At 61.6% G+C, this 22,796-nt stretch carries 22 protein-coding genes; 8 read left to right on the top strand and 14 right to left on the bottom strand.

Features of this window, described 5'->3' with window-relative positions:
- Positions 1-112 precede the first annotated feature (112 nt).
- Positions 113-382, top strand: coding sequence for a 30S ribosomal protein S15 (gene rpsO, locus Q0478_RS05450; RefSeq protein ID WP_089886928.1), 270 nt, complete (start codon positions 113-115; stop codon positions 380-382).
- Positions 383-445: 63 nt separating this feature from the next.
- On the opposite strand, the gene Q0478_RS05445 is transcribed toward rpsO, so the two are convergent.
- Both Q0478_RS05445 and Q0478_RS05440 read right to left on the bottom strand, forming a co-directional pair.
- A complete protein-coding gene (locus Q0478_RS05445) occupies positions 446-919 on the bottom strand; it encodes a DsrE family protein (protein ID WP_298676943.1) in 474 nt (157 codons plus the stop codon).
- Between the two features lie 74 nt (positions 920-993).
- A complete protein-coding gene (locus Q0478_RS05440) occupies positions 994-1,725 on the bottom strand; it encodes an SGNH/GDSL hydrolase family protein (RefSeq protein WP_298676941.1) in 732 nt (243 codons plus the stop codon).
- Between the two features lie 319 nt (positions 1,726-2,044).
- On the opposite strand from Q0478_RS05440, the gene pnp reads away from it, so the two are divergent.
- Positions 2,045-4,180: a polyribonucleotide nucleotidyltransferase gene (pnp, locus tag Q0478_RS05435; protein ID WP_298676940.1), complete on the top strand. Its 2,136-nt coding sequence runs from the start codon at positions 2,045-2,047 to the stop codon at positions 4,178-4,180.
- Positions 4,181-4,240: 60 nt separating this feature from the next.
- On the opposite strand, the gene Q0478_RS05430 is transcribed toward pnp, so the two are convergent.
- From Q0478_RS05430 to Q0478_RS05405, 6 genes are all read right to left on the bottom strand, one after another.
- A complete protein-coding gene (locus Q0478_RS05430; RefSeq protein WP_298676939.1) occupies positions 4,241-4,987 on the bottom strand; it encodes an energy transducer TonB in 747 nt (248 codons plus the stop codon).
- On the bottom strand, positions 4,984-5,379 hold the full coding sequence (locus Q0478_RS05425) for a biopolymer transporter ExbD (RefSeq protein WP_298676937.1): 396 nt from the start codon (positions 5,377-5,379) through the stop codon (positions 4,984-4,986). Before Q0478_RS05425 ends, Q0478_RS05430 begins: the two co-directional genes overlap by 4 nt.
- Positions 5,380-5,383: 4 nt before the next feature.
- Positions 5,384-5,752 (bottom strand): biopolymer transporter ExbD, encoded by a 369-nt coding sequence (locus Q0478_RS05420; RefSeq protein WP_298676935.1) that lies wholly within the window; start codon positions 5,750-5,752, stop codon positions 5,384-5,386.
- A complete protein-coding gene (locus tag Q0478_RS05415) occupies positions 5,745-6,362 on the bottom strand; it encodes a MotA/TolQ/ExbB proton channel family protein (RefSeq protein ID WP_298676934.1) in 618 nt (205 codons plus the stop codon). The genes Q0478_RS05420 and Q0478_RS05415 overlap by 8 nt, the downstream gene beginning before the upstream one ends.
- Complete coding sequence (locus Q0478_RS05410) at positions 6,359-6,778, bottom strand: hypothetical protein (protein WP_298676932.1); 420 nt, start codon at positions 6,776-6,778, stop codon at positions 6,359-6,361. Before Q0478_RS05410 ends, Q0478_RS05415 begins: the two co-directional genes overlap by 4 nt.
- Positions 6,779-6,896: 118 nt before the next feature.
- On the bottom strand, positions 6,897-7,550 hold the full coding sequence (locus Q0478_RS05405) for a peroxiredoxin (protein WP_298676930.1): 654 nt from the start codon (positions 7,548-7,550) through the stop codon (positions 6,897-6,899).
- Positions 7,551-7,691: 141 nt separating this feature from the next.
- Here Q0478_RS05405 and Q0478_RS05400 point away from each other — a divergent pair, with 141 nt between their 5' ends.
- Positions 7,692-9,137, top strand: a complete 1,446-nt coding sequence (locus tag Q0478_RS05400) for an aldehyde dehydrogenase family protein (RefSeq protein ID WP_298676928.1) — start codon at positions 7,692-7,694, stop codon at positions 9,135-9,137.
- Positions 9,138-9,640: 503 nt separating this feature from the next.
- Here the strand turns inward: Q0478_RS05400 and Q0478_RS05395 are convergent.
- From Q0478_RS05395 to Q0478_RS05385, 3 genes are all read right to left on the bottom strand, one after another.
- Positions 9,641-10,285, bottom strand: a complete 645-nt coding sequence (locus tag Q0478_RS05395) for an RluA family pseudouridine synthase (protein ID WP_298676927.1) — start codon at positions 10,283-10,285, stop codon at positions 9,641-9,643.
- Positions 10,286-10,289: 4 nt separating this feature from the next.
- On the bottom strand, positions 10,290-13,619 hold the full coding sequence (carB, locus tag Q0478_RS05390; protein WP_298676925.1) for a carbamoyl-phosphate synthase large subunit: 3,330 nt from the start codon (positions 13,617-13,619) through the stop codon (positions 10,290-10,292).
- 112 nt (positions 13,620-13,731) lie between these two features.
- Positions 13,732-14,949 carry a glycosyltransferase 87 family protein gene (locus Q0478_RS05385; RefSeq protein WP_298676923.1) on the bottom strand — a complete coding sequence of 406 codons (1,218 nt, stop codon included), beginning with the start codon at positions 14,947-14,949 and terminating at the stop codon, positions 13,732-13,734.
- Between the two features lie 166 nt (positions 14,950-15,115).
- Between Q0478_RS05385 and aspS the strand changes: the two genes are divergently transcribed.
- The 3 genes from aspS to Q0478_RS05370 all read left to right on the top strand — a co-directional run bounded on the left by aspS (position 15,116) and on the right by Q0478_RS05370 (position 19,691).
- The gene (gene aspS, locus Q0478_RS05380) at positions 15,116-16,891 is read left to right on the top strand and encodes an aspartate--tRNA ligase (RefSeq protein ID WP_298676921.1); all 1,776 of its coding nucleotides are present in this window, start codon (positions 15,116-15,118) and stop codon (positions 16,889-16,891) included.
- A 190-nt stretch (positions 16,892-17,081) separates the two neighbouring features.
- Positions 17,082-18,464, top strand: a complete 1,383-nt coding sequence (locus tag Q0478_RS05375; RefSeq protein WP_298676919.1) for a DUF1800 domain-containing protein — start codon at positions 17,082-17,084, stop codon at positions 18,462-18,464.
- A gap of 3 nt (positions 18,465-18,467) precedes the next feature.
- On the top strand, positions 18,468-19,691 hold the full coding sequence (locus Q0478_RS05370) for a DUF1501 domain-containing protein (protein ID WP_298676917.1): 1,224 nt from the start codon (positions 18,468-18,470) through the stop codon (positions 19,689-19,691).
- A 48-nt stretch (positions 19,692-19,739) separates the two neighbouring features.
- On the opposite strand, the gene Q0478_RS05365 is transcribed toward Q0478_RS05370, so the two are convergent.
- A complete protein-coding gene (locus Q0478_RS05365; protein WP_298676915.1) occupies positions 19,740-20,456 on the bottom strand; it encodes a response regulator in 717 nt (238 codons plus the stop codon).
- A gap of 187 nt (positions 20,457-20,643) precedes the next feature.
- Between Q0478_RS05365 and mce the strand changes: the two genes are divergently transcribed.
- Together mce and Q0478_RS05355 are read left to right on the top strand one after the other, a co-directional pair.
- Positions 20,644-21,048 (top strand): methylmalonyl-CoA epimerase, encoded by a 405-nt coding sequence (gene mce / locus Q0478_RS05360; protein WP_298676913.1) that lies wholly within the window; start codon positions 20,644-20,646, stop codon positions 21,046-21,048.
- A 46-nt stretch (positions 21,049-21,094) separates the two neighbouring features.
- Complete coding sequence (locus Q0478_RS05355; RefSeq protein WP_298676910.1) at positions 21,095-21,382, top strand: DUF1467 family protein; 288 nt, start codon at positions 21,095-21,097, stop codon at positions 21,380-21,382.
- Here Q0478_RS05355 and Q0478_RS05350 read toward each other — a convergent pair.
- Positions 21,351-22,061 carry an EI24 domain-containing protein gene (locus Q0478_RS05350; protein WP_298676908.1) on the bottom strand — a complete coding sequence of 237 codons (711 nt, stop codon included), beginning with the start codon at positions 22,059-22,061 and terminating at the stop codon, positions 21,351-21,353. The genes Q0478_RS05355 and Q0478_RS05350 overlap by 32 nt on opposite strands.
- A complete protein-coding gene (locus tag Q0478_RS05345; protein WP_298676906.1) occupies positions 22,046-22,624 on the bottom strand; it encodes a nitroreductase in 579 nt (192 codons plus the stop codon). The genes Q0478_RS05350 and Q0478_RS05345 overlap by 16 nt, the downstream gene beginning before the upstream one ends.
- Between the last annotated feature and the right edge of the window lie 172 nt (positions 22,625-22,796).

Here is a 22,796-nt window from a genome sequence, read left to right as displayed (position 1 = left end):
ATCCGCCTATACGGCGCTCTTGCACGGCGGCTTCGGGCGCCGGCAAATCTTATGGACCCTGCTGGACGACATCCCGGCTTGTGCCCGAACCCTAGACCCAAAGGAGATCCCGATGTCGATCACTGTTGAAGAAAAAGCACGCGTTATGAAAGAGTTCGCCACCAAAGAAGGCGATACAGGCTCTCCCGAAGTTCAGGTTGCGATCCTGACATCGCGAATCACAACGCTGACAGAGCATTTCAAGACCCACAAGAAAGACAACCACGGCCGCCGTGGCCTTCTCAAAATGGTTGCACAGCGCCGTAAGCTGCTGGACTTTCTGCGCGGGAAAGATGAGGGCCGCTATCAGGACCTCATCAAAAAGCTGGGCATCCGCCGCTAAGGCGCAGACCAAAGCTGACTCATCGAGCCGCGCCTCTTTCCGGGGCGCGGTTTTGTTTTGGGCCTAGGGTTTTTCCACGATCACAAGCGCATAGCCCTGTGCCCGATAGGCCCCGATCTGCCCCGGTCCGGAGGCCGCGACATCGACATAATCGGGAAATGCCTGGGCCGAGACACCCTGTGTTTGCGCATATCCGCCACATACATGCAGCGGCACGCCGCTTGCTTGGAACTTTTGGGCCAGTTTCTGGATCTGCTGCGCTTTTGCCCCGCTTTGCCCCTGCATCAGGCTGAATTGTTCATTGCCATGGGTGACAACTGCAATCTTGATGGTGGGGAACCGCGCTTTGAGGCGCGCGGTTTGCGCGCGTATTTGGGGCAGCGCCCACGACAGGGCCAGCGTATCGCCCTGCACCACCTCGAAAACAACTCCAACGGGCGGTGCATTGCTGGTCAGGAGTGCGTCGACATCCGTGTTGGCAAAGGCCGGCGAGGCCAGAAAAAACAGTGCAAAAAGGCTCGATAGCATTTGACGCATGATGTGGTCTCCCCCCCGCCCAGCCTAGGAGCAGGACCGCGGCTGGAGCAATGGCGGGCCGGATCACGTTTGTGTCAGGGGGCGCGCGCGCCGTCTTCCTGCCTTATCAAATCGGAAATCTGTTGTCCGATGATCATGCTGGCTTTTTTGGAGGGGTGGATCATATCAACGCCATGAAAGCTGCGGTCCCCAAAGGGCACGAGATCTGCGACCGAGTGGAAATAGACCCCTTCGGTGCGGGCGGCCAAGAGCGCCAGCCGTGCCTCAAACGTGTCGCCTTCGTCTTTGCACCGCTCTATCGGTGAGGCCACCCCGGGGCTGCGTAGATAGCCCAGATAGACCACCTTCGCGCCTGTCTCGCGGATCTGGCTGATCAGATTGGCAACTTCCCCGTCGTCGGTGTTTTCGGTGATCAAGCGGTTCATGCGCCGCTCACAGCGGCGACATCCACAGCCAAAGAGAAAGTCGTTGCCGCCACCCGAAACGATCACCCAATCATAAGGTGCGCCTTGGCGGGGGCGGAACTGGCTGGGAATGCGCAGGCCAATGGCCCCGGTCAGGGGCAAGGCATTGATCATGCGCGCCCCGGCGATGGCCCGGTTGAGCACCGGCTCGCCCAGAGCTGCGGAAAGGCTATCGGCTATGGAGACACCCTCATTGCGGTGCCAAGCGACCAGGCTGTCTCCGATGGCGAGAATTCTGGGCGCGTCTGTTGAAGGCGTGGTTTGCGTGGCGGTTTGCGCCAGTGTGGCTGATGCTGCGAGCCACCAGACAAGCACACCCTTTAAGAAAACACGCAGGACCATTTAGTCACCTCACTAGAAAACCCAAGTTTATCCAACTTGCGACTTGATTCTACCATAAGCTGTTCAACATTCTGTTGACGTGTCAGAATTATACCAGTCTGTGGCCGCGGTTTTGCCGGGGCTGTGGCAGGGCCTCTGCGAGGCTGCGCTAAATTGCTTTCAATAGCTCCAAAACTCATGTATGGCCGCCCCATCTGAGACGTCGCGCCACGGCCCCGGCGCTTCAATTAGGATACCAAAGGGGTCGGCGGCAATGGGGCCGCCATTCAAACAGGAGACACGGGATACGCTCGTGGGTGCTCCGACACAGGAAACGAAAATGTTCAACATTACGAAGAAGACAATGGAGTGGGGCGAAGAAACGCTCACACTCGAAACGGGCAAAGTAGCCCGTCAAGCGGATGGCTCTGTCATCGCGACACTGGGCGAAACATCTGTCATGGCCAACGTGACATTCGCCAAGCAACCAAAGCCGGGGCAAGATTTTTTCCCGCTGACGGTTCATTATCAAGAGAAATACTATGCGGCCGGCAAAGTGCCCGGTGGCTTTTTCAAGCGCGAAGCGCGTCCGACGGAAAAAGAAACGCTGACAGCCCGTCTGATCGACCGTCCGATCCGCCCGCTGTTCGTGCCCGGATTCAAAAACGAAGTTCTGGTGATGTGCACCGTGCTGAGCCACGACCTTGTCAATGACCCTGATATGGTTGCGATGATTGCGGCGTCTGCGGCTCTGACCATTTCCGGCGCGCCCTTCATGGGCCCGATTGCCGGCGCACGCGTGGGCTTTGTGGATGGCGAATATGTGCTCAACCCGACGGTTGACGACATGCAGGACCTGCGCATGAACCCCGAGCAGCGCCTTGACCTTGTTGTTGCAGGCACAAAAGACGCTGTGATGATGGTTGAATCCGAGGCCTACGAGCTGACCGAAGCTGAAATGCTTGGGGCGGTGAAGTTTGCGCACGAGCAGATCCAGCCGGTGATCGACCTGATCATTGATCTGGCGGAAGATGCGGCGAAAGAGCCGTTTGACTTCCAGCCGCCAGAATATTCAGAGCTCTATGAAGCGGTGAAAGCGGCTGGCGAAACAGCCATGCGCGCGGCCTTTGCTCTGACCGACAAGCAAGAGCGCACCGCCGCTGTGGCCGCCGCCCGTGCGACCATCACAGAGGCGCTGAGCGAAGAGCAGCTGGCGGATGCCAACCTGGGCTCGGCACTCAAGAAGCTTGAAGCCGGCATCCTGCGCGGTGACGTTGTGAAAACAGGCAAGCGGATTGATGGCCGCGCGCTTGACACCGTGCGTCCGATCGTTTGTGAAACGGGCCTTCTGCCGCGCACACACGGCTCTGCGCTGTTCACACGCGGCGAAACGCAGGGTCTTGTTGTCACCACGCTCGGCACGGGCGATGACGAACAGTTCATCGACGCGCTGCACGGCAACTTCAAATCCAACTTCCTGCTGCATTACAACTTCCCTCCCTATTCGGTGGGCGAAGCTGGCCGCGTGGGCCCTCCCGGACGCCGTGAAATCGGCCATGGCAAGCTGGCTTGGCGTGCGCTTCAGGCTGTTTTGCCAGCGCCGACAGACTTCCCCTACACTGTGCGGCTCGTCTCTGAAATCACGGAGTCCAACGGGTCGTCTTCCATGGCGTCTGTTTGTGGTGGCTCCCTGTCGATGATGGATGCGGGCGTTCCGCTCAAGGCGGCTGTGGCCGGTGTTGCGATGGGCTTGATCCTTGAAGAGGATGGCTCCTACGCGGTTCTGACCGACATCCTTGGGGATGAAGACCACCTTGGCGATATGGACTTCAAGGTTGCGGGCACGGCCGAGGGCATCACCTCGTTGCAGATGGACATCAAGGTTGCGGGCATCACGCAAGAGATCATGGAAAAGGCTCTCGACCAAGCGAAAGCGGGCCGTCTTCATATCCTTGAAGAGATGAACAAATCGATTGACGGCGCGCAGGATTTCTCGATCCACGCACCGCGCATCGAGACCATGCAGATCCCGACGGATAAAATCCGTGAAGTGATCGGCTCGGGCGGCAAAGTCATCCGTGAGATCGTGGAAGTGTCGGGTGCGAAAGTCGACATCAACGATGAAGGCATCATCAAGATTGCCTCGCCAAATGGCGAAGCCATCAAGAAGGCCTATGACATGATCCACTCGATCGTGGCAGAGCCCGAAGAAGGCCAGATCTATGATGGCAAGGTTGTAAAGATCGTCGATTTCGGCGCCTTTGTGAACTTCTTTGGCAAGCGTGACGGCCTTGTGCACGTCTCCCAAATCGAAAACCGCCGCCTGAACCATCCTTCAGATGTTCTGAAAGAGGGCCAGGACGTGAAAGTGAAGCTCTTGGGCTTTGATGATCGCGGCAAGGTGCGTTTGGCCATGAAGATGGTTGATCAGGAAACCGGCGAGGAAATTGCGCCGGAAGAGAAGTCAGAAGCGTAAATTTCTGTTAAACTCCGTGAAAAGCCCCGCCAGATATGGTGGGGCTTTTTGCGTTTGGCCTCACGGGCGGCCCTTGATTGTGAGCGTGAAGCTGCGTTGAGCGCCGGTTGGGGGCTTTGCAAATGGGGCTGCGCGGCGGATCATGTTGAGCGCGGCTTTGTCCAGCGCCGGGCGGCCAGAACTTTTGGCGAGCGTCAACTTTGCCAACCGGCCATCTGGCGCAATGGTGAAGCGCAGGGTGGCACTGCCTTTGGCCCGCACACGCGGCTTGGGCACACGCGAGATTTTGCGCATGACCTGCCCCGGATAATTCTGTGCGGCCGCGTTGCCCGTGGCCTCGCTGCGCGCACTGCCGGTAGATTTTGCGACAGGTCTGGCCTTGGGGCTGCCGTCTGAACTTCCTTTTGTTTGTGCGGGTGATGCGGCGGCTGGGGCCTTGGCGGGCTTTGGGGCTTTGAGCGGGCGATTTTCCACTTTTTGCGCAGGGCTGTGAGCCGACGCCGCCAGCGGAGCTGGCGCTGGCTGATGCGCGCGGGCAGCGGGCTTTTGTGGCAAAAGCGCTTGGGGTGGCTCGGGTTGGCGGGCAGGCGTGGCTGCTGTCTCTGTGGCGGCGGTGGGCGCGGGTCTGGGCGCCTGTTGGGCCAGATCGGCAAAGCTGTTGCCCAGGCGGGTTGTGGTCTCGCCCTGGTGCCCTTCTGTTTGAAGGGGCGTGTCTGTTGCTCCGCCGACTCCCCAAAGCAAGGCTCCATGCAGGCCGACCGCGCCCAGAAAAGCCAGGGCTTTAACTGCGCTGGAGCGGGCGATCAATTGAGCGCCCTCTCGGTTACGATCACCACGCTGCCCGCCCCTGCGCCCTTCAGCTCTGCGGCGATCTGAACAAGGGTCTGCGCGGGTGCAGCGCGATCGGGAACAAGGCGGACCCGTTGGCGCTCGTCTTGGGGCAGCCGGGCCATAAACTCGGAGGCGCTGAGAGACTCCCCGCGAAAGTGCAACCCGCCATCTGCCGACAAGACCAGCGCATCCGGTGGCTGTGTGCCCTCAAGGGTGGTGGTGTCAACAAGTTCAAGGTCTTGCGCAAGCGGCGGGGCCAGGGTGCCTGCGACCATGAAAAAGATCAGCATGAGAAAGACGATATTGATCAGGGCAATCGTTGGTTCGCGACGGCTGGAAAGTTTGGATCTGCGTGGGAGCTGGCTCATGGTGTCATCCCGAGGTCAAGACGGTGACCTCAACCCCGCCGAAACGGCGCAGGGCCACCAGCAGATCGGTCAGCCTTTGGGCTGAAACACCGGGTTTAAGCGCTACCAGCAAACGGTTTGGTCCATCGGGCAGGGTGAGGGTGTCAAGCTGCTGTGAGGTGCCGTTCAAGGTGAGCCATTCGGGGCCGAGCTGCAAGAACAGCGCGGGTTTATCGGAGGCCGCCAAAGGGGTGCCTGTGCCGGCTGCGGCCAGCTCCACCTCGGCAAAGCGCGAGAAGGTGGACGAGAGCATGAAAAACAGCAACAGCAGAAAGATGACGTCAATCAGGGCCGTCATCGAGAGCCGCCTGCGGCGGCGGATTGCTCTAAGCATTGGCCCTGACCGCACGGGGCGCGCAGATTGTCTGGATCGCGGTATCGACAAAAACCCGCTCGCGGTCCATGCGGGCCTCAAACCAGCTCAGCACAACTGCGGCAGGCATGGCCACCGCCAAGCCCACGGCAGTTGTGAGCAGCGCAACCCAAATACCCCCTGCAAGCAAGGACGGGTCAACCTGGCTCCCGGCGGCTTGCAGCGATTGGAAGGCTTCGATCATGCCAAGCACCGTTCCGAACAGGCCGAGAAGCGGGGCAAGCTGGGCCACGGTATCCAGCGCGCGAAAACCGCCCTCCAGCGTGGCAAAGCGGGCTTCGGCTTCTGCCGTGAGACGCTCTTTGGGGGCATTGGCAAAGCCCGTTGCTATCAGGGGGGCAAGGTAGCTGTGCGAGCGGGCGAGCTCTTTCGCGGCGCTCTCCTTGTCGCCCCTGTCCCATGCCGCAAGGGCATTGCGCAGGGCGACATGCTTGCCAACAGAGGAGGCGCGAAACTGCCAGAGCTTGTAGAGCACCAGCGCGAGCGAGAGCACGGAAACCACCATCAGCACAAGCACGACCGGCCCGCCAAGCGCGGCCACTTTCGCAAGCGGATCAAACAGCTGGCTCATCCGCTCACCTTGATGGCGGTGCGGCTGTGGAGGGTGAGCCCTTCGGTGCAGGCATCTGGCGCGAGCGCTTCGGACTCGCAGCGTTGAGCGCCATTGAAGAGCAGCTGCCCAAGGCCTTCACAGGCCATGCCCGGCAGCACAAATTGGCGCACACGCGGGCGTGTGGCGGGCAGTTTTCCCATATCAAACAAGGTCATCAGCGTGACACTGCCGGCGGTGTCAAAGAGCACCGCTTCAAAGACAGCCGTGTTGATATCGGCTTGGTGGCCGTTGGTGAGCAAAAAGGAAAGCTGGCAGCCTGCCTCTGTTTGGCTGGCGGCGTTCAGCTCGATGTCAAGACCCGCGGTTGACACAGGCTCTTCGGCCTGCGCGCCGGCGGCGAAAAAACTGAAGATGAACAGGGCAAGGGCACGCATCAGGACAGGCTCACGGCTGGGTAGAATCGCAGCGAGAGTGCCTGAAACCGGCGCGCGCATAAAGGCTTAATCGGGCCGAGGGTGCGCGCAGCCGCCCGGGCGGCGCGCACCTGTTGGTTTAGGCGGGTGCTTTTGTGGTGCGCAGGTAGGGGAAGACCGTTGTGATTTCACCGAACTTTGCCTTGGCATCCTCATCAGACACGCTGGTTGGGACGATCACATCCTGCCCGGTTGTCCAGTTGGCCGGGGTTGCAACTCCGTTGCCATTGGCCATTTGCAGCCCGTCAAGCGCGCGCAGAACTTCGGCAAAGTTGCGGCCCACATTCATCGGGTAGGTCATGGAGAGCTTGAGCTGTTTGTCTGGCCCGATGATGAAAACCGAGCGCACCGAGGCGCTGTCGGCGGCTGTGCGCCCATCGGGGAGGTAGGCTTCGGCCGGCAGCATGTCAAAGGCTTTGGAGACAGCGAGATCTTCGTCAGCGATGATCGGGAAGCTGGCTTTGGCGCTGGCATAGCTCTCGATATCTTTCTTCCAGCCGTGATGTTCTTCAACGCTGTCCACGGAGAGACCGATCACCTTGCAGCCCCGCTTTTCCCATTCGGCGGAAAGCTGGGACACCGCGCCGAACTCTGTGGTGCAGACGGGCGTAAAATCTTTTGGATGCGAGAACAGGATTGCCCAGCTGTCGCCGATCCAGTCGTGGAACTTGATGTCACCCTGATCTGTCTGGGCGGTGAAATTTGGGACGGTGTCATTGATACGAAGGCCCATGCGTTGGCTCCTGCTTGTCGGGGGTTGCTGTTAAATTCTGCTTTCGGAATGTATATATTCACGTTGCGTCGGAGTGAAAGGGGCATCTTGCAGCAATCGAAGCGGGGTGACAAAGTGCCACAAATTCTTGGGAGAAGAACGATGATCGAGAAACGCGATTTTTACATCAACGGCCAGTGGGTTAAGCCGCTGGAAGGCAAGGACTATCAGGTTATTGATCCATCGACGGAAGAGCCCTTTGCAGTGATTGCCCTTGGTGGGCAGGCGGACACGGACGCGGCCGTTGCGGCCGCGAAGGCCGCATTGCCAGGCTGGATGGCCACCCCTGTTGCAGAGCGGATTGCGCTGGTTGAAAAGCTGCTTGAAATCTACACCCGCCGGGGCGACGAGATGGGCGAGACCATCAGTCAGGAGATGGGGGCGCCGGTGGATATGGCGAAGTCCTCACAGGTGGGAGCGGGCTCTTGGCATCTGGCCAATTTCATCCGCGCGGCCAAGAATTTTGCCTTTGAAGGCCCGCTTGGCGAACACGCGCCGAACGACCGTATCATTCATGAGGCCGTGGGCGTTGCGGCGCTGATCACGCCCTGGAACTGGCCGATGAACCAGGTCACGCTCAAGGTGGGCGCGGCGGCGATTGCGGGCTGCACCATGGTGCTCAAGCCCTCTGAAGAGACGCCGCTCGACGCGATGCTTTTTGCCGAGATGATGCATGAAGCGGGCTTTCCTGCCGGTGTTTTCAACCTTGTAAACGGCGATGGCGCGGGCGTAGGCAGCCAGCTGACGGCGCATGAGGATGTGGATATGGTGAGCTTCACCGGCTCCTCGCGGGCGGGCAAGCTGATCAGCAAATCCGCCGCCGATACGCTCAAGCGCGTGAGCCTTGAGCTGGGCGGGAAGGGCGCGAATCTGATCTTTGCAGACGCCGACGAGAAGGCCGTGAAGCGCGGTGTGTTGCATATGATGAACAACACCGGCCAGAGCTGCAATGCGCCAAGCCGTATGCTTGTGCAGCGCGAAATCTATGACCAAGCCGTTGATATGGCAGCAGAAGTTGCCAGCAAGGTCTCTGTTGGCCCCGCCAGTGAGGCAGGCCGCCACATTGGCCCCGTGGTCAATGCGGTGCAGTGGGGCAAAATTCAGGATCTGATCCAGACCGGAATTGACGAGGGCGCGCGGCTTGTGGCCGGCGGCACGGGGCGGCCTGAGGGGCTGAACAAGGGTTACTATGTGCGCCCGACGGTCTTTGCCGATGTGACGCCGGATATGACGATTGCGCGCGAGGAAATCTTCGGGCCTGTGCTGTCGATCATGGCGTTTGAGACCGAAGAAGAGGCCGTGCAGATGGCCAATGACACGGTCTATGGGCTGACCAACTATGTGCAGACCCAAGACGGTGCACGGCTCAACCGGATGGCGCGCCAACTGCGCTCTGGCATGGTTGAAATGAACGGCCAGGGCCGTGGGGCGGGCTCGCCTTTTGGCGGAATGAAACAGTCGGGCAACGGGCGCGAGGGCGGCACTTGGGGGTTGGAAGACTTCCTCGAAGTGAAGGCGGTTTCGGGCTGGTCAAACGAGGCCGGCTGAGCCGCAAGGACGACCAGCGCGCGGTGGGGTTAACGGCGCGCTGGCGGCCCAAAAAAGGGGGGGTGATATGCGTGCACACCCCGTGCACCATGCGTGCACCCCCCAATCGTTAATTTCTGTTAACAGAATCCGGTTAATGCAGCGTGCGGTCTGGTGTTCTGCACTTGAGCGAAATGCCCGCGTGAAAGAGCCTCAGGCCATGGTGTAACGATCCATAGCGGAAGTGGCAGATGGCGGTAGTCAGCCCGCAGTGCAGTTTGTGCGCGGAGTCAAGGCCGTAGGCCGCCGCGCATCGTCAGCCCCTCCCACGGGCTGGCGATTTGGCTGAAATAGGTGTGCTGTTCGTTCTGAGGATGTGTTTGGCAGGCATAAATCGCTTTGTCATTTCCCTAGGGTCGCCACCCCAGGGGCTGACGTTTGCCCCCGTTGGTAACGACAGCAAAGTCCGCATAGCGGACATCCGGCCCCCCACTCAAACGCCACAAGCACAGCAGAAGCGGACCCTAAAACGGCGCTTTGGCGAAAAACCGCATGCCTTTGCCGCCGTCGGGGTGGCGCAGGCGCAGCTCTTCGGCGTGGAGCATGAGGCGGGGGTGCGCTTCGGGATTGTCCGAATAGAACGGGTCGCCCAGAATGGGATGGCCGAGGGCCAGCATATGAACTCGGAGCTGGTGGCTGCGGCCTGTTTTGGGGAAGAGCCGCAGGCGGGATTCCTCCTCCGTGGCTTTGAGCACCTTCCAATCGGTCTGCGCCGATTTGCCCGTCGCGTGGCAGACCATCTGGCGGGGCCTGTTGGGCCAATCAACGATCAAGGGCAGATCGACCGTGCCTTCTTTCGGCTCAAGCCGCCCGAGCACGCGGGCGATATAGGCTTTCTTCGTCTGGCGCTTTTCAAACTGAAGCCCAAGGTGGCGCTGCGCGTGGGGCGTGGCGGCGAAGATCATGACGCCCGATGTGTCCCGATCCAAGCGGTGCACAAGCAGCGCTGTCGGGAAGGCCTCTTGCACGCGGGCGATGAGGCAATCGGCCAGATGTTCGCCCTTGCCCGGAACAGAGAGCAGGCCGGAGGGCTTGTTTACCACGATGAGCTCGTGATCCGCGTGAATGATATCAAGCGGATCACTGGGCGGGTTATAGTCGCTCGGCATGGGCTTAGCCCTGCAGGCTCGTCACCCCGAAGTCGCCCTCGCTGCGGGCTTTCATGGCCATGGCGGCGGAGTGTGCGCCGGAGGCTGTGGTGAAATAGGGGATCCTATCGTAGAGCGCGACAGAGCGGATTTCGCGGCTGTCTTCCACGGCGGCGGCGCCTTCTGTGGTGTTCATCAGAAGCTGGATCTGCCCGTCTTTGAGCATATCGACCACATTGGGGCGGCCTTCATAGACCTTTTTGACCACTTCGCAGGTGATGCCGTTTTCTTCCAAAAAGCGCGCTGTGCCGCCTGTGGCGACGATGGCAAAGCCAAGGTCAACCAGCGTCTGGGCGGTTTCAACAAGCTGTTTGGTTTTGTCGGTGTCCTTGATGGAGAAGAAGACGCGGCCCTCGTAAGGGAGCACGGTTCCTGCGCCCATTTGCGCCTTGAGGAAGGCCAGCGCGAAGGAGCGATCCCAGCCCATGACTTCGCCTGTAGAGCGCATTTCCGGCCCGAGGATGGTATCAACGCCGGGGAAGCGGGCGAAGGGCAGCACCACCTCCTTGACCGAGAACCAGGGCATGTTGGGGTCGGCCAGGGTCATCGGATCGGTGTTTTTGATGGTGCCGGGGCGGGCGTCTTTGGGGTAGGGGCCACGGTGTTTGAAGTCATCCAGCGTTTCACCGGCCATGAGGCGCGCGGCGATGGAGGCAATGGCGCTGTCTGTGGCCTTGGCCACGAAAGGCACGGTGCGGCTGGCGCGCGGGTTCACCTCGATGAGGAAGATCTCGCCATCCTTGACTGCGAACTGGATGTTGCAGAGGCCGCGCACTTTTAGCGCGAGGGCGAGTTGCACGGTTTGCTTTTCGATTTCTGTGATGATCTCGGCGGGCAGGGAGTGGGGCGGCAGGGAGGAGGCCGAATCGCCCGAGTGCACGCCGGCCTCTTCGATATGTTCCATCACGCCGGCGATATGGACTTTTGTGCCATCACAGAGCGCGTCGACATCCAGCTCAATGGCGCCGGCGAGGTAGCTGTCGAGCAGCACGGGGCTGTCGCCCGAGACAACCACGGCCTCGGAGATGTAGCGCTCAAGCTGGGCCATGTCGCGCACGATTTCCATCGCGCGGCCCCCGAGAACGTAGGAGGGGCGTATGACCAGCGGAAAGCCTATTTCTTCTGCAATTTCAAGAGCTTGGGAATCAGTTGAGGCAATGCCGTTTTTCGGCTGTTTGAGGCCGAGCCGTTGCACGAGCTCCTGAAAGCGCTCGCGGTCTTCGGCGAGGTCGATCGCGTCGGGGGTTGTGCCGAGGATCGGGATGCCTTCGTCATGGAGCGCCTGAGCGATCTTGAGCGGGGTCTGGCCGCCGAACTGCACGATGACGCCGTGCAGCGTGCCGTTTTCCTGCTCCACCCTCAGGATCTCCATGACGTGTTCAAAGGTGAGCGGCTCGAAATAGAGGCGGTCGGAGGTGTCGTAATCTGTTGAAACTGTCTCTGGGTTGCAGTTGACCATGATGGTCTCATAGCCGACATCCGCGAGCGCGAAGCAGGCGTGGCAGCAGCAATAGTCAAACTCGATGCCCTGGCCGATCCGGTTTGGACCGCCGCCGAGGATGACGACTTTCTTGCGCTCGCTGGGGCGCGCCTCGCATTCGACTTCGCCCATCATGGGGGCTTCATAGGTTGAATACATATAGGGCGTTTGGGCCTCGAACTCGGCGGCGCAGGTGTCGATCCGTTTGAAAACGGCGTTCACCCCCTTGGCGCGGCGGGTGTCGCGGATCTGTTTTTCTGTTTGGCCTGTGAGCTTGCCAAGGCGGGCGTCGGTGAAGCCGAGCATCTTGAGGGCGCGCAGGCCCTGTTCGTCAGTCGGGAGACCTTCCTGCCTCACGACCTCTTCTGCCTCGACGATTTCGCGGATGCGGTCAAGGAACCAAGGGTCAAACATGGTTGTGGCGTGGATGTCTTCATTGGTGAGGCCATGGCGCATGGCTTGGGCGATGGTGCGCATCCGGTCGGGGGTTTGCTGGCTGATGGCCTTGGTGAGGGCGGCCTTGTCTGGCGCGCCTTCGATCTCGATTTCATCAAACCCGGTGAGGCCCGACTCCATGGAGGCCAGCGCTTTTTGCATGGATTCGTGGATGGTGCGGCCAATGGCCATGACCTCGCCCACCGATTTCATCGCGGTGGTGAGGTAAGGCTCGGAGCCGGGGAATTTCTCAAAGGCAAATTTCGGGATTTTGGTGACGACATAGTCGATGCTTGGCTCAAAGCTTGCCGGGGTCACTTTGGTGATGTCGTTGTCGAGCTCGTCGAGCGTGTAGCCCACGGCGAGCTTGGCGGCGATCTTGGCGATGGGGAAGCCCGTGGCCTTGGACGCCAGCGCAGAAGAGCGGCTCACACGCGGGTTCATCTCGATCACGACCATGCGGCCATCGGCGGGGTTCACGGCCCATTGCACGTTGGAGCCGCCTGTCTCAACCCCGATCTCGCGCAGCACGGCGATCGACTGGTTGCGCATGATCTGGTATTCTTTGTCTGTCAGCGTGAGGGCGGGGGCGACTGTGATGCTGTCGCCTGTGTGAACCCCCATCGGGTCGATGTTTTCAATGCTACAAACGATGATGGCGTTGTCGGCTTTGTCGCGGACAACTTCCATTTCGTATTCTTTCCAGCCCAGAAGCGACTCGTCTACAAGGATCTGGTTGACGGGGCTGGCATCCATGCCGGAGCGGCAGAAGTGGATGTAATCTTCGCGGTTGTAGGCCACGCCGCCGCCTGTGCCGCCCATGGTGAAGGCGGGGCGGATGATGGCGGGCAGGCCGATCTCTTCCAGCTCGGCCAGCGCCAGCTGCACGCCTGCATCCAGATCTGCGGTGCCGTTGTCCTTTTTGGGCGCGGTCACAATCGTGGCCTTGGGGTTTTCGATCCCGAGGCGGTCCATCGCTTCGCGGAAGAGCTTGCGATCTTCGGCCATTTCAATGGCGTCGCGGGTGGCGCCGATCATCTCGACACCGAATGTCTCCAGCACACCCATTTCTTCCAGCGCGAGCGAGGTGTTGAGGCCGGTCTGGCCACCCATTGTGGGCAAAAGCGCGTCGGGGCGCTCTTTCTCGATGATCTTGGCGACAACTTCAGGCGTGATCGGCTCGATATAGGTGGCATCGGCCAGCTCGGGGTCGGTCATGATCGTGGCGGGGTTGGAGTTCACCAGAATGACGCGGTAGCCCTCTTCCTTGAGCGCTTTGCAGGCCTGTGTGCCCGAGTAGTCAAATTCGCAGGCCTGCCCGATGATAATGGGGCCTGCTCCGATGATCATGATCGATTTGATATCGTCTCTCTTCGGCATTGGGGCCCCCATATATTTCGCAGCAGAGTGGGCGCGCAGGCAGGTGCGCGCAAATTGTCGTGGGTTATAGCTATGGAAGCCGCGGGCGCAAGCCTATAGTTGCCACGCCCTATCAGCGAAACGCCGCAGGAACCTGTGGTTCAAAGCGCACCGCCCGCAAGACAGCCAGTTGCACCGCCAAAAGCAGCGCCAAGAACCCGCCCGCCCCCAGCAGCGCCAGCCACAGACCCGGCATCTGAGCGCTCTCAAGCGCCGTGTAGGTGGCCATGCTTTGGCTGGTGAGCAGGGCGATGATCCAGGCCCAGGCCCGCCGGCGGCTCATGATGTGAAGCAGCGCCGGCAACAGCAGCAGCGCCATGAGAAAGCTCTCGCTCCAGCTGACAGGGCCAAACAGGCTGGCAATCAGCGACAGTGCCATGAGCAGAACAGGCATGGCCGTGCCCGGGGTGAGCCTTGGGCGCATCAGCACCAGCGCGCCGATGGCCGCGAGTTTGGCCAGCGCCATCAGGCTTGCCAGCCACAGCGGCTCGGCCACCGTGAGCGGGCTTGCGCCGGCCTGCGCCAGAGCGGCGGCCTGTGCGCCCCCAAGCTGCTGGGCCAGGTGATACAGGATCATCTCCGGTGCGTGGTTCTGGCCATGCAAGATCACCAGGCTGTCAAGCCCGCCGAGCAGGGCAAAGTAGGTTTGGTGCAGTGCCGCACCGGCCACCAGCCCTCCCAGCCCCCATATGAGAGCCACCGCAGACAAAAACCCCGCCACGGCGTGCTTGTTGCGGTCAAGCACAAAGACCAGCGCAAACAGCAGCGGCGCGAGCGTGAAGAGCGTGGCCAGTGCCAGCAGCGCACCGCTGAGCGCGAAGCGGCCGGTGCGGTAGCGTTCAAAGGCCAGAAGCACCAGGAAAAGCCCGGTAATCTGCGGGCTGTTCTGTGCCAGCGCTCCGATTGCAGCCTGGCTGGTGGCCAAAGTCAGAAAGCTGAGGGCGCACCAGGTCTGAAAGCTCAGACGCGGCGGGCGCACCAGCCTCCAGGCCAGCCCCACGGCCCCGGCCAGCAAGCCCATCTGGACCAAGAACAGCGCCTTTGCGAAGCTGGCCGCCGAGACAAGCCCGCTGAGCGGGGCCAACAGATAGCCCCAAAGCGGCGCATAGACGGCCAATGTTTCGATCTGGGCGGCAAACATGTCTTCAGGGCGGCCCTCAGCCACCGCACGCCCCGCGGCATAGAGCAGATCGCTTCCGGACAGGGACGGCGGCCACTGGCTGGAGAGGGTAAACATCATCCAGAGCAGCGCCAGGGCCGGGTAGAAAACACGCTCAAGCAGGGCGGTCATGGCTGGGATCCTGTTTTGGGCCTCTATGGCACGGGGGCACGCGCGGGTGTAGGGCTGTGGTGAAAATCAGGGTGCGCCTGAGTCTTCTGGGCCACATGGCTTGACTTTTCGCGCCGGGGCATGTGTATCACCCCGACGCTTCACAGCCCCTTCAAAGGATAGACCCATGCACGCCTACCGCAGCCAGACATGCGCTGATCTGACCAAAGCCAATGTTGGCGAAACCGTTCGTCTCTCGGGCTGGGTCCACCGGATCCGCGACCATGGCGGTGTTCTGTTCATTGACCTGCGCGACACCTATGGGATGACGCAGCTTTTGTGCGACCCTGACAGCCCGGTGTTTGCCGAGGTTGAAAAGCTGCGCAGCGAGTGGTGTGTGCGCATTGACGGCGAGGTCAAGGCGCGGGACGCAAGCCTTGTGAACCCCAAGCTGCCCACGGGCGAGATCGAGGTGTTCATCCGCGATATGGAAGTGCTGGGCGCGGCGGCCGAGCTGCCGCTGATGGTCTTTGGCGAGCAGGAGTATCCCGAGGAAACGCGCCTGCGCTACCGCTATCTCGACCTGCGCCGCGATAAGATGCAGGCCAATATGCACCTGCGCTCCGATCTTGTCGCGAGCCTGCGCAAGCGCATGTGGGACAAGGGCTTTCGCGAATACCAGACGCCGATCATCACGGCCTCCAGCCCCGAGGGCGCGCGCGACTTTTTGGTGCCAAGCCGTTTGCACCCCGGCAAGTTCTATGCGCTGCCGCAAGCGCCACAGCAGTTCAAACAGCTCATCATGGTGTCGGGCTTTGACAAATATTTCCAGATCGCGCCGTGCTTCCGCGATGAAGACCCGCGCGCTGACCGCTCGCCCACCGACTTCTACCAGCTCGACCTCGAGATGAGCTTCGTGGAGCAGCAGGATGTATTCGATACCATCCAGCCGGTGATGCAGGGCGTATTTGAAGAGTTCGGCGGCGGCAAGAAGGTTGACAGCGAATGGCCCCAGATCAGCTACCGCGATGCGGCGCTCTGGTATGGCTCGGACAAGCCCGATTTGCGCAACCCGATCAAGATGCAGGATTGTTCCGAGCATTTCCGCGGCTCGGGCTTCGCGATTTTTGCCAAGCTTCTGGAGCAGGAGGGCACAGAGGTGCGCGCCATCCCCGCGCCCACAGGCGGCAGCCGCAAGTTCTGCGACCGCATGAACGCCTTTGCCCAAAAAGAAGGCCTGCCCGGCATGGGCTATATCTTCTGGCGCGATCAGGGAGACGGCATGGAAGCCGCAGGCCCCTTGGCCAAGAACATCGGCCCCGAGCGCACCGAGGCGATCCGCCAACAGCTTGGCCTCGGTGTGGGCGATGCGGCCTTCTTCCTTGGCGGCAAGCCCAAAGCCTTTGAAAGCGTGGCAGGGCGCGCGCGCAATGTCATCGGCGAAGAGCTGGGTCTGACGGACAAAGACCGCTTCGCCTTCTGCTGGATCGTCGATTTCCCGATCTACGAAAAAGACGAAGAAAGCGGCAAGATCGACTTTGAGCACAACCCGTTCTCCATGCCCCAAGGCGGGCTGGAGGCGCTCAATGGCGATCCGCTCAAGGTGCTTGGCTACCAGTATGATCTGGCCTGCAACGGCTACGAGCTGGTCTCTGGCGCAATCCGCAACCACAAGCCCGAGATCATGTTCAAGGCCTTTGAGATTGCGGGTTATGGCAAAGACGAAGTCGAAAAGCGCTTCGGTGGCATGGTCAACGCCTTCCAATATGGCGCACCGCCCCACGGCGGCTGCGCGGCGGGCATCGACCGTATGGTGATGCTGCTGGCCGAAGAGCAGAACATCCGCGAGGTCATCATGTTCCCGATGAACCAGCGCGCGGAAGACCTGATGATGAACGCACCAAGCGAGCCACTGGCCGAACAGCTCATGGAACTCAACCTGCGCGTCATCCCGCAAGACTAACCTGCGCTTTCTTATTGCTCTAAATATCCTGGGGAGCGCGAGGGGCAAAGCCCCTCGCATTTGTCGGATGGCACGCAGTGCCATTCGAAACCTGCAAGCGCGCCTTTGCCGATCTTTAAAACCCGCGCGATGAAGCCCTCGCGCCGCGCCGTCTTTGTGCTATCCTGAGCGCAAATCCGGAGTGCTTCTTGTGTCGTTTACCCGTGAAATCGCCGAAATCCGCTTTGGCACCGGTCTTTCCCCCCGCTTGCGGGGGCCACGCGATGTGGACGATATGATGCGCCGCCTTGCCGGACCTGACGTGATGGCGCAGCGCTACAGGATCGAGAGCTTCGAGGACTTCGCCAAGCGCATTGCCCGTGTGACCGCGCTTTGGAAAATTCGCCGCGCCAACCGTGGCTCCGAGGAAGCTGACAAGGCCACCCAGAAGATCAGCGCGCAGAAGCGTAAGGCGCGTAAGGCGCAGCAGCTCTGGCTCTGGCAGGCGCTCCAGCGCCGGGCCCATACGCAGGACGGGCTGCGCGAGCGGCTGGCGTTTTTCTGGGGCGATCATTTCACCGCACGCGGCAAGGTCTCTGTCATGCGCCGCGCCACCTCGCCTTATGTCGAAAGCGCGATCCGCCCGCATGTGGCGGGGTATTTCGCCGATATGCTCAAGGCGGTCACGGCCCAGCCCGCTCTGTTGCAATATCTTGACCAGAAGGCCTCCATCGGCCCGACAAGTGCCGAAGGGCTGCGCGCCAAGAAACCCAAGGGGCTGAACGAGAACCTCGCGCGCGAGCTTTTGGAGCTGCACACGCTGGGGGTTGAGGCGGGCTACAGCCAGCGCGATGTGACCGAGCTGGCCGAGCTGCTCACCGGCCTCACCTATGATCAAGAGGGCGTTTTTGGCTTCAGGCCCGATTATGCCGAGCCGGGTGCGGAGACCGTGTTGGGCAAGCGCTACGGCGGGGGCGACGCCACGCTGGCCGATGTGCATGCCGCGCTCACCGATCTTGCGCTGCATCCGGCCACGGCGCGGCATCTGGCGCGCAAGATGGCGGTGCATTTTATCTCCGACAGCCCCGAGCCTGCGCTCGTGGCGGCGATGGAAGCGCGCTATCTGGCCAGCGGCGGGCATCTGGGCGAGATGACACGCGCCATGCTGGAGCACCCCGCCGCCTGGGCGCCCGAGCCGGGCAATGTGAAACAGCCGATAGATTTCATGGGATCGGCCCTGCGCGCGCTGGCGCTGCCTCAGGAGATCGAGGCGTTCAGGGACTGGCGCAAGATCCGCAACACTTTTGCCACGCCGATGCGCCTGATGGGGCAGACGTGGGAGGAGCCGCTGGGGCCGGATGGCTGGCCTGAGGCGGACAGCGCATGGATCACGCCGCAGCGCTTTGCCGCGCGGGTGGATTGGGCAATGAACGCGCCGCAGGCCTTGGGCGAACTGCCCGATCCGCGCGCTCTACTCACAGGGGCGCTGGGCAACCGCGCGCCCGAGGCTGTGGGCTTTGCGGCCAATGCCGCCGAAGACAGGCGCACCGGTGTGGGGCTGATTTTTGCTTCGCCCGCGTTTCAGAGGATGTAGCCGATGCAGAGCACTCTTAACCGCCGATTGTTCCTTGCCGGCCTTGGCTGCACCGCTGCGGCCAGCCCGCTGCTCACGCCCGTGACCTTTGCCAGCGGCATCGGGGAGAACCGGCTTGTGGTGATCATCCTGCGCGGGGCGATGGACGGGCTGGACGCTTTGCGGCCCTATGGCGACAGGGGCTTTGCCGCGCTCAAGGGGCGGGCCGTGCAGGCCGTGGCCAGCGAGGCCACAGAGCTAGACGGGTTTTATGCGCTGCACCCTGCGCTGGCGGGGCTGAAGCCGCTTTGGCAGGCGGGCGAGCTTGGGTTTGCCCATGCCGTCTCGACGCCTTACCGCGACAAGCGCAGCCATTTTGACGGGCAAGACATGCTGGAGGCGGGCGGTGCGGACCTCAACGGCAACATGCGCGACGGCTGGCTGAACCGCATGTTGCAGAGCTACCCGGGCTTGCACAGCGAGACGGCCTATGCGGTGGGCCGTGGCGACATGCTGTTGATGAAGGGGGCGGCGCCCGTGGCCAACTGGTCGCCCGATGCAGGGCTTTATGGGCTCACGCCACAGGGCTTGCGGCTGGCCGAAATGCTCATGGAGGGCGACCCGCTCTTTGAGGCGGCTTTTGGCGAGGCACTGGCGCTTTCGGGGGAGGGTCTGGGCCAGATGGCGCAGGAGAGCGGCGATATGGCCATGGCCAGCATGAACGCAGCGGCGCGCGCCGCCGGGCAGGGCGGCGGGCATGTGCAGATTGCCGAATTTGCCGCCGAGAAGCTGAAGGGGGCGTCGCGGATTGCGGCGTTTTCGCTCAATGGCTGGGACACCCACGCCAATCAGGCGCGCACGCTCACGCGGCCCTTGAGCCGGCTGTCAGAGGTGATTTTGGGGCTGCGCAGCGGGCTGGGCGGCGATGTCTGGGGCAAAACGGCGGTTGTGGCCATGACGGAATTCGGCCGCACTGCGCGGCTCAATGGCAATGGCGGCTCGGACCACGGCACCGGCGGCTTGATGGTGATGGCGGGGGGCGCTTTGCGCGGCGGGCGTGTCTGGGCGGATTGGCCCGGGCTTGGCGAGCCGGAGCTTTACCAGCGCCGCGACTTGATGCCGACGCGGGATGTGCGGGCCTATTCGGGCTGGCTGATGCGGGGCCTCTTCGGGTTTGAAACCGGCTTTATCGAGCGTGTGGTCTTTCCCGGGCTGGATATGGGCGCCGATCCGGGGCTGCTGGCCTAATATTTGGCGAGAAAGCCACTTTAGGGCGCTTTTCGGTTTGGGGTGGCGCTAGATGGCGACCAGCGTGTCAAGCCGTTGCTGCACCAGCCCGGCGAGCACCGCCACGGGCTGATGGACCGGTTGCTTCGCGGCCTGGGCCGCGGCAAGGGCCTTGCCGGCCTTGATCAGCGGTTCATCGCGCGCGGTTTTGGCAACGCCGGTGACAAACTGTGCCACATAGCTGACTTGCCGTGGGTCACAGCCCTCGTCGATCAGGTTGGCGATATGCGCCAGATCGTCGTTATAGGCCAGGATATCGGGGTGAACGCACTCCTGGTTGAGCCCGCGCGGCCCCGCCGGGCGGCGCTCGGCCGGCAAATGGGCCAAGATGGTCTCTTGAAACTGGGCGATATTTTCAACCGGTTTCGCAAAGAACCCATCGGCACCGGCCGCCATGACACGGTCTTGCATGAGCTCATCGCCCGAGAGGCCGAGGATGATGTCAATCCGCGGAGCGAGAGTGGTGAGTTCGGCAATCAAATCAAGCCCCGAGCCGTCAGGCAGGCCCACATCCACCAGGATCACGGAGGGCCGATAGACCTGCAAGTGCCGGCGCGCAGAGGCGATACAATCTGCCCGTCGGATGCGCGCCCCGCTGCGCAGGCACAACAGGCGCAGGGCGTCGCTGGCATAGCGGCTGTCTTCCACAACCAGCACGGTCAGCCCCAAAAGCGGGCGTGCCGCTGAGGGCGCGGGGATATTTGCAAGCGGGTCATAATCTTCCATCAGGGCAGCTCCTTTTCAATCTGGGGTGGTGTGATTCCCAGCCTAGAGAGCCAGAGCTAACAGTCGGTTAACACAGCGTGGCATTCTGGCTGTCGGGCCTGTTTTCGCGCAGCTGCGACTTTCTCGCGGCTTGCAGTGTGGTGGTTTGCGGGGGATAAGCCTTGCAAACCAAGATGAGGAGAAAAACATGATCGGACGTCTTAACCATGTTGCCATTGCTGTGCCCGACCTTGAGGCGGCTTCGGCGCAATATGCCAATGCGCTGGGTGCAAAAGTCGGCGCGCCACAAGACGAGCCCGACCATGGTGTGACGGTGGTTTTCATCGAGCTGCCCAACACCAAGATCGAGCTGCTGTATCCGCTGGGCGAAGACAGTCCGATCAACGGCTTTCTGGAAAAGAACCCCTCCGGCGGAATTCACCATGTTTGCTATGAGGTCGATGACATCATCGCCGCGCGGGACCATCTGAAATCCACAGGGGCGCGGGTTCTGGGCACGGGCGAGCCAAAGATTGGCGCCCATGGCAAGCCGGTATTGTTTTTGCACCCCAAAGATTTCAACGGTTGCCTGGTGGAGCTTGAACAAGTCTGACGGCGGCCTACGTTAAGACCAGCGCTTTTTCAAAAGGACAGCCTTCATGGGTATCACCTCTGCCATCGTGCTTTACCTTGTTTTGTGGTTTGTGACCTTTCTCACCGTCATCCCCTTCCGGTTGAAGACCCAGGGGGATGTGGGCGAGATTGTCTATGGCACCCAGTCTGGGGCGCCGCATGAGCATGGGCTGCGCAAAAAGGCAAAGATCACAACAGCCATTGCCGCGGTCCTCTGGGCCATCCTGTTTTACATTGTGACAACCGGCCTGATCACGGTGCGTGATATTGACATGTTTGACACTATGGGCACGCAGGCCGCTGACACCCGTTGACAATATGGGTGAAGGTGGCGGCGCCCAGAACGGGGATGAACAGGTTGACCAGTGGCAGGCTGAGTGGCGCGGCCATGAGCAGCCCCGCCAGCCAGATGGTTCCCGCATGGCGGCGGCGTAGCGCAATCGCCTCGGCGCGTCCGAGCCGCCGGCTGGCGGCAAGCGTAAAATACTCCCGCCCGAGCAGAAAGCCGTTCAGCCCCCAAAAGATCACAAGCGCAAACGGGGCAAAGGCCAGATAAAGCACAAGCGCCAGCAGATTTGCCCCGAGCATCACCGCCAGAAACCCAAGCGTGTCTCGCAGCCCGGCCAGAAACCCCGGCGGGCTGGCCGGGGGCAGTTCGGGGTAGTGCCGGGCTTCAACAGCGCGGGCCACATCGTCCAGAAACAGCCCTGTCATGGCCGAGGCCACCGGCACCATCAGAACCGCAGACAGCAAGACGATCACCACCAGGGAGGCCCCTGACAGAAGATCATCAAACCAGCTGACGGGGCCAAGCAGCGGCAGGGTTGTTTCTGGCCCCAGGGCCGCAGCCACCAGCCAGAGCAGCGCCCCGCCCGCGCCCAGCAAAAGCACCAGAGCCAGCACAACACCCAAGAGCAGCACCCGTAAGAACCGCCGGTCGCCCAGCTGTCCCAGAGCGCGCCTGAAGGCCGAGAGGATCAGGCCGACAGCCATGTTGTCTTGGCTTTCACATCCGGGCGCGGACGGTCGGGTGGGGGGGTGCTTTGCGTGGCAATATGAACAAACCCTGCGATCCGCTCATGCGGGGTCAGCCCCAGGGCCTGCTCGGCAAAGAGACGTTCGTGGCTGATGGCTCCGGAAAGCCAGTTGGCACCCCAGCCCGCCGCCAGCGCCGCATTGAGCAGAGCCAGACAGACCGCCCCGGCCGAGTAGGTTTGTTCGATGGCAGGGATTTTCTCGGAGAGCACGGGGCTTTCTATCACGGCGACAGCGCAGATACCCTGATCAAACTGGCCACGGGCCTTGGCGGTTTTTTCGGCATCATAGCCCAGTTTTCGGGCGGCCTGTTCGGCGGCATCGGCCAGCTTTGGCATGGCCGCCTGTTGGAGCACAATAAAGCGCCAGGGCTCCAGTTTGCCATGATCGGGGGTGCGCGCCGCGAGGGTGAGCAGCGCTTCAAGCTGATCCCGGCTGGGGGCAGGCGCGCGCAGCGTTTTGGCCGGGCGAGAGCGGCGGGTTTTCAGAAAGTCGAGCGCGGCAGCATTGGCTTGAGGCATGGGGCGATCCTTTTGTCTGAGGCTTCTGATGTCATGTCTGTGCTGGCAAAGGTCAAGTGCGCGGGGAGAAGATGGTGAGAAGATGGTGAGAATATGGTGAGAATATGGGCGGCGCCTGTGCCAGATTCGCCTGCTGTGTAAGGGCGTTAGGGGCCAGTCAGGCGGCTTTGGC

Source organism: uncultured Lentibacter sp. (genome assembly GCF_937123735.1).
GTDB lineage: Bacteria > Pseudomonadota > Alphaproteobacteria > Rhodobacterales > Rhodobacteraceae > Lentibacter.
Note: the sequence above shows the minus strand (reverse complement) of the source record. Positions and strands in the feature narration are given on the sequence as shown.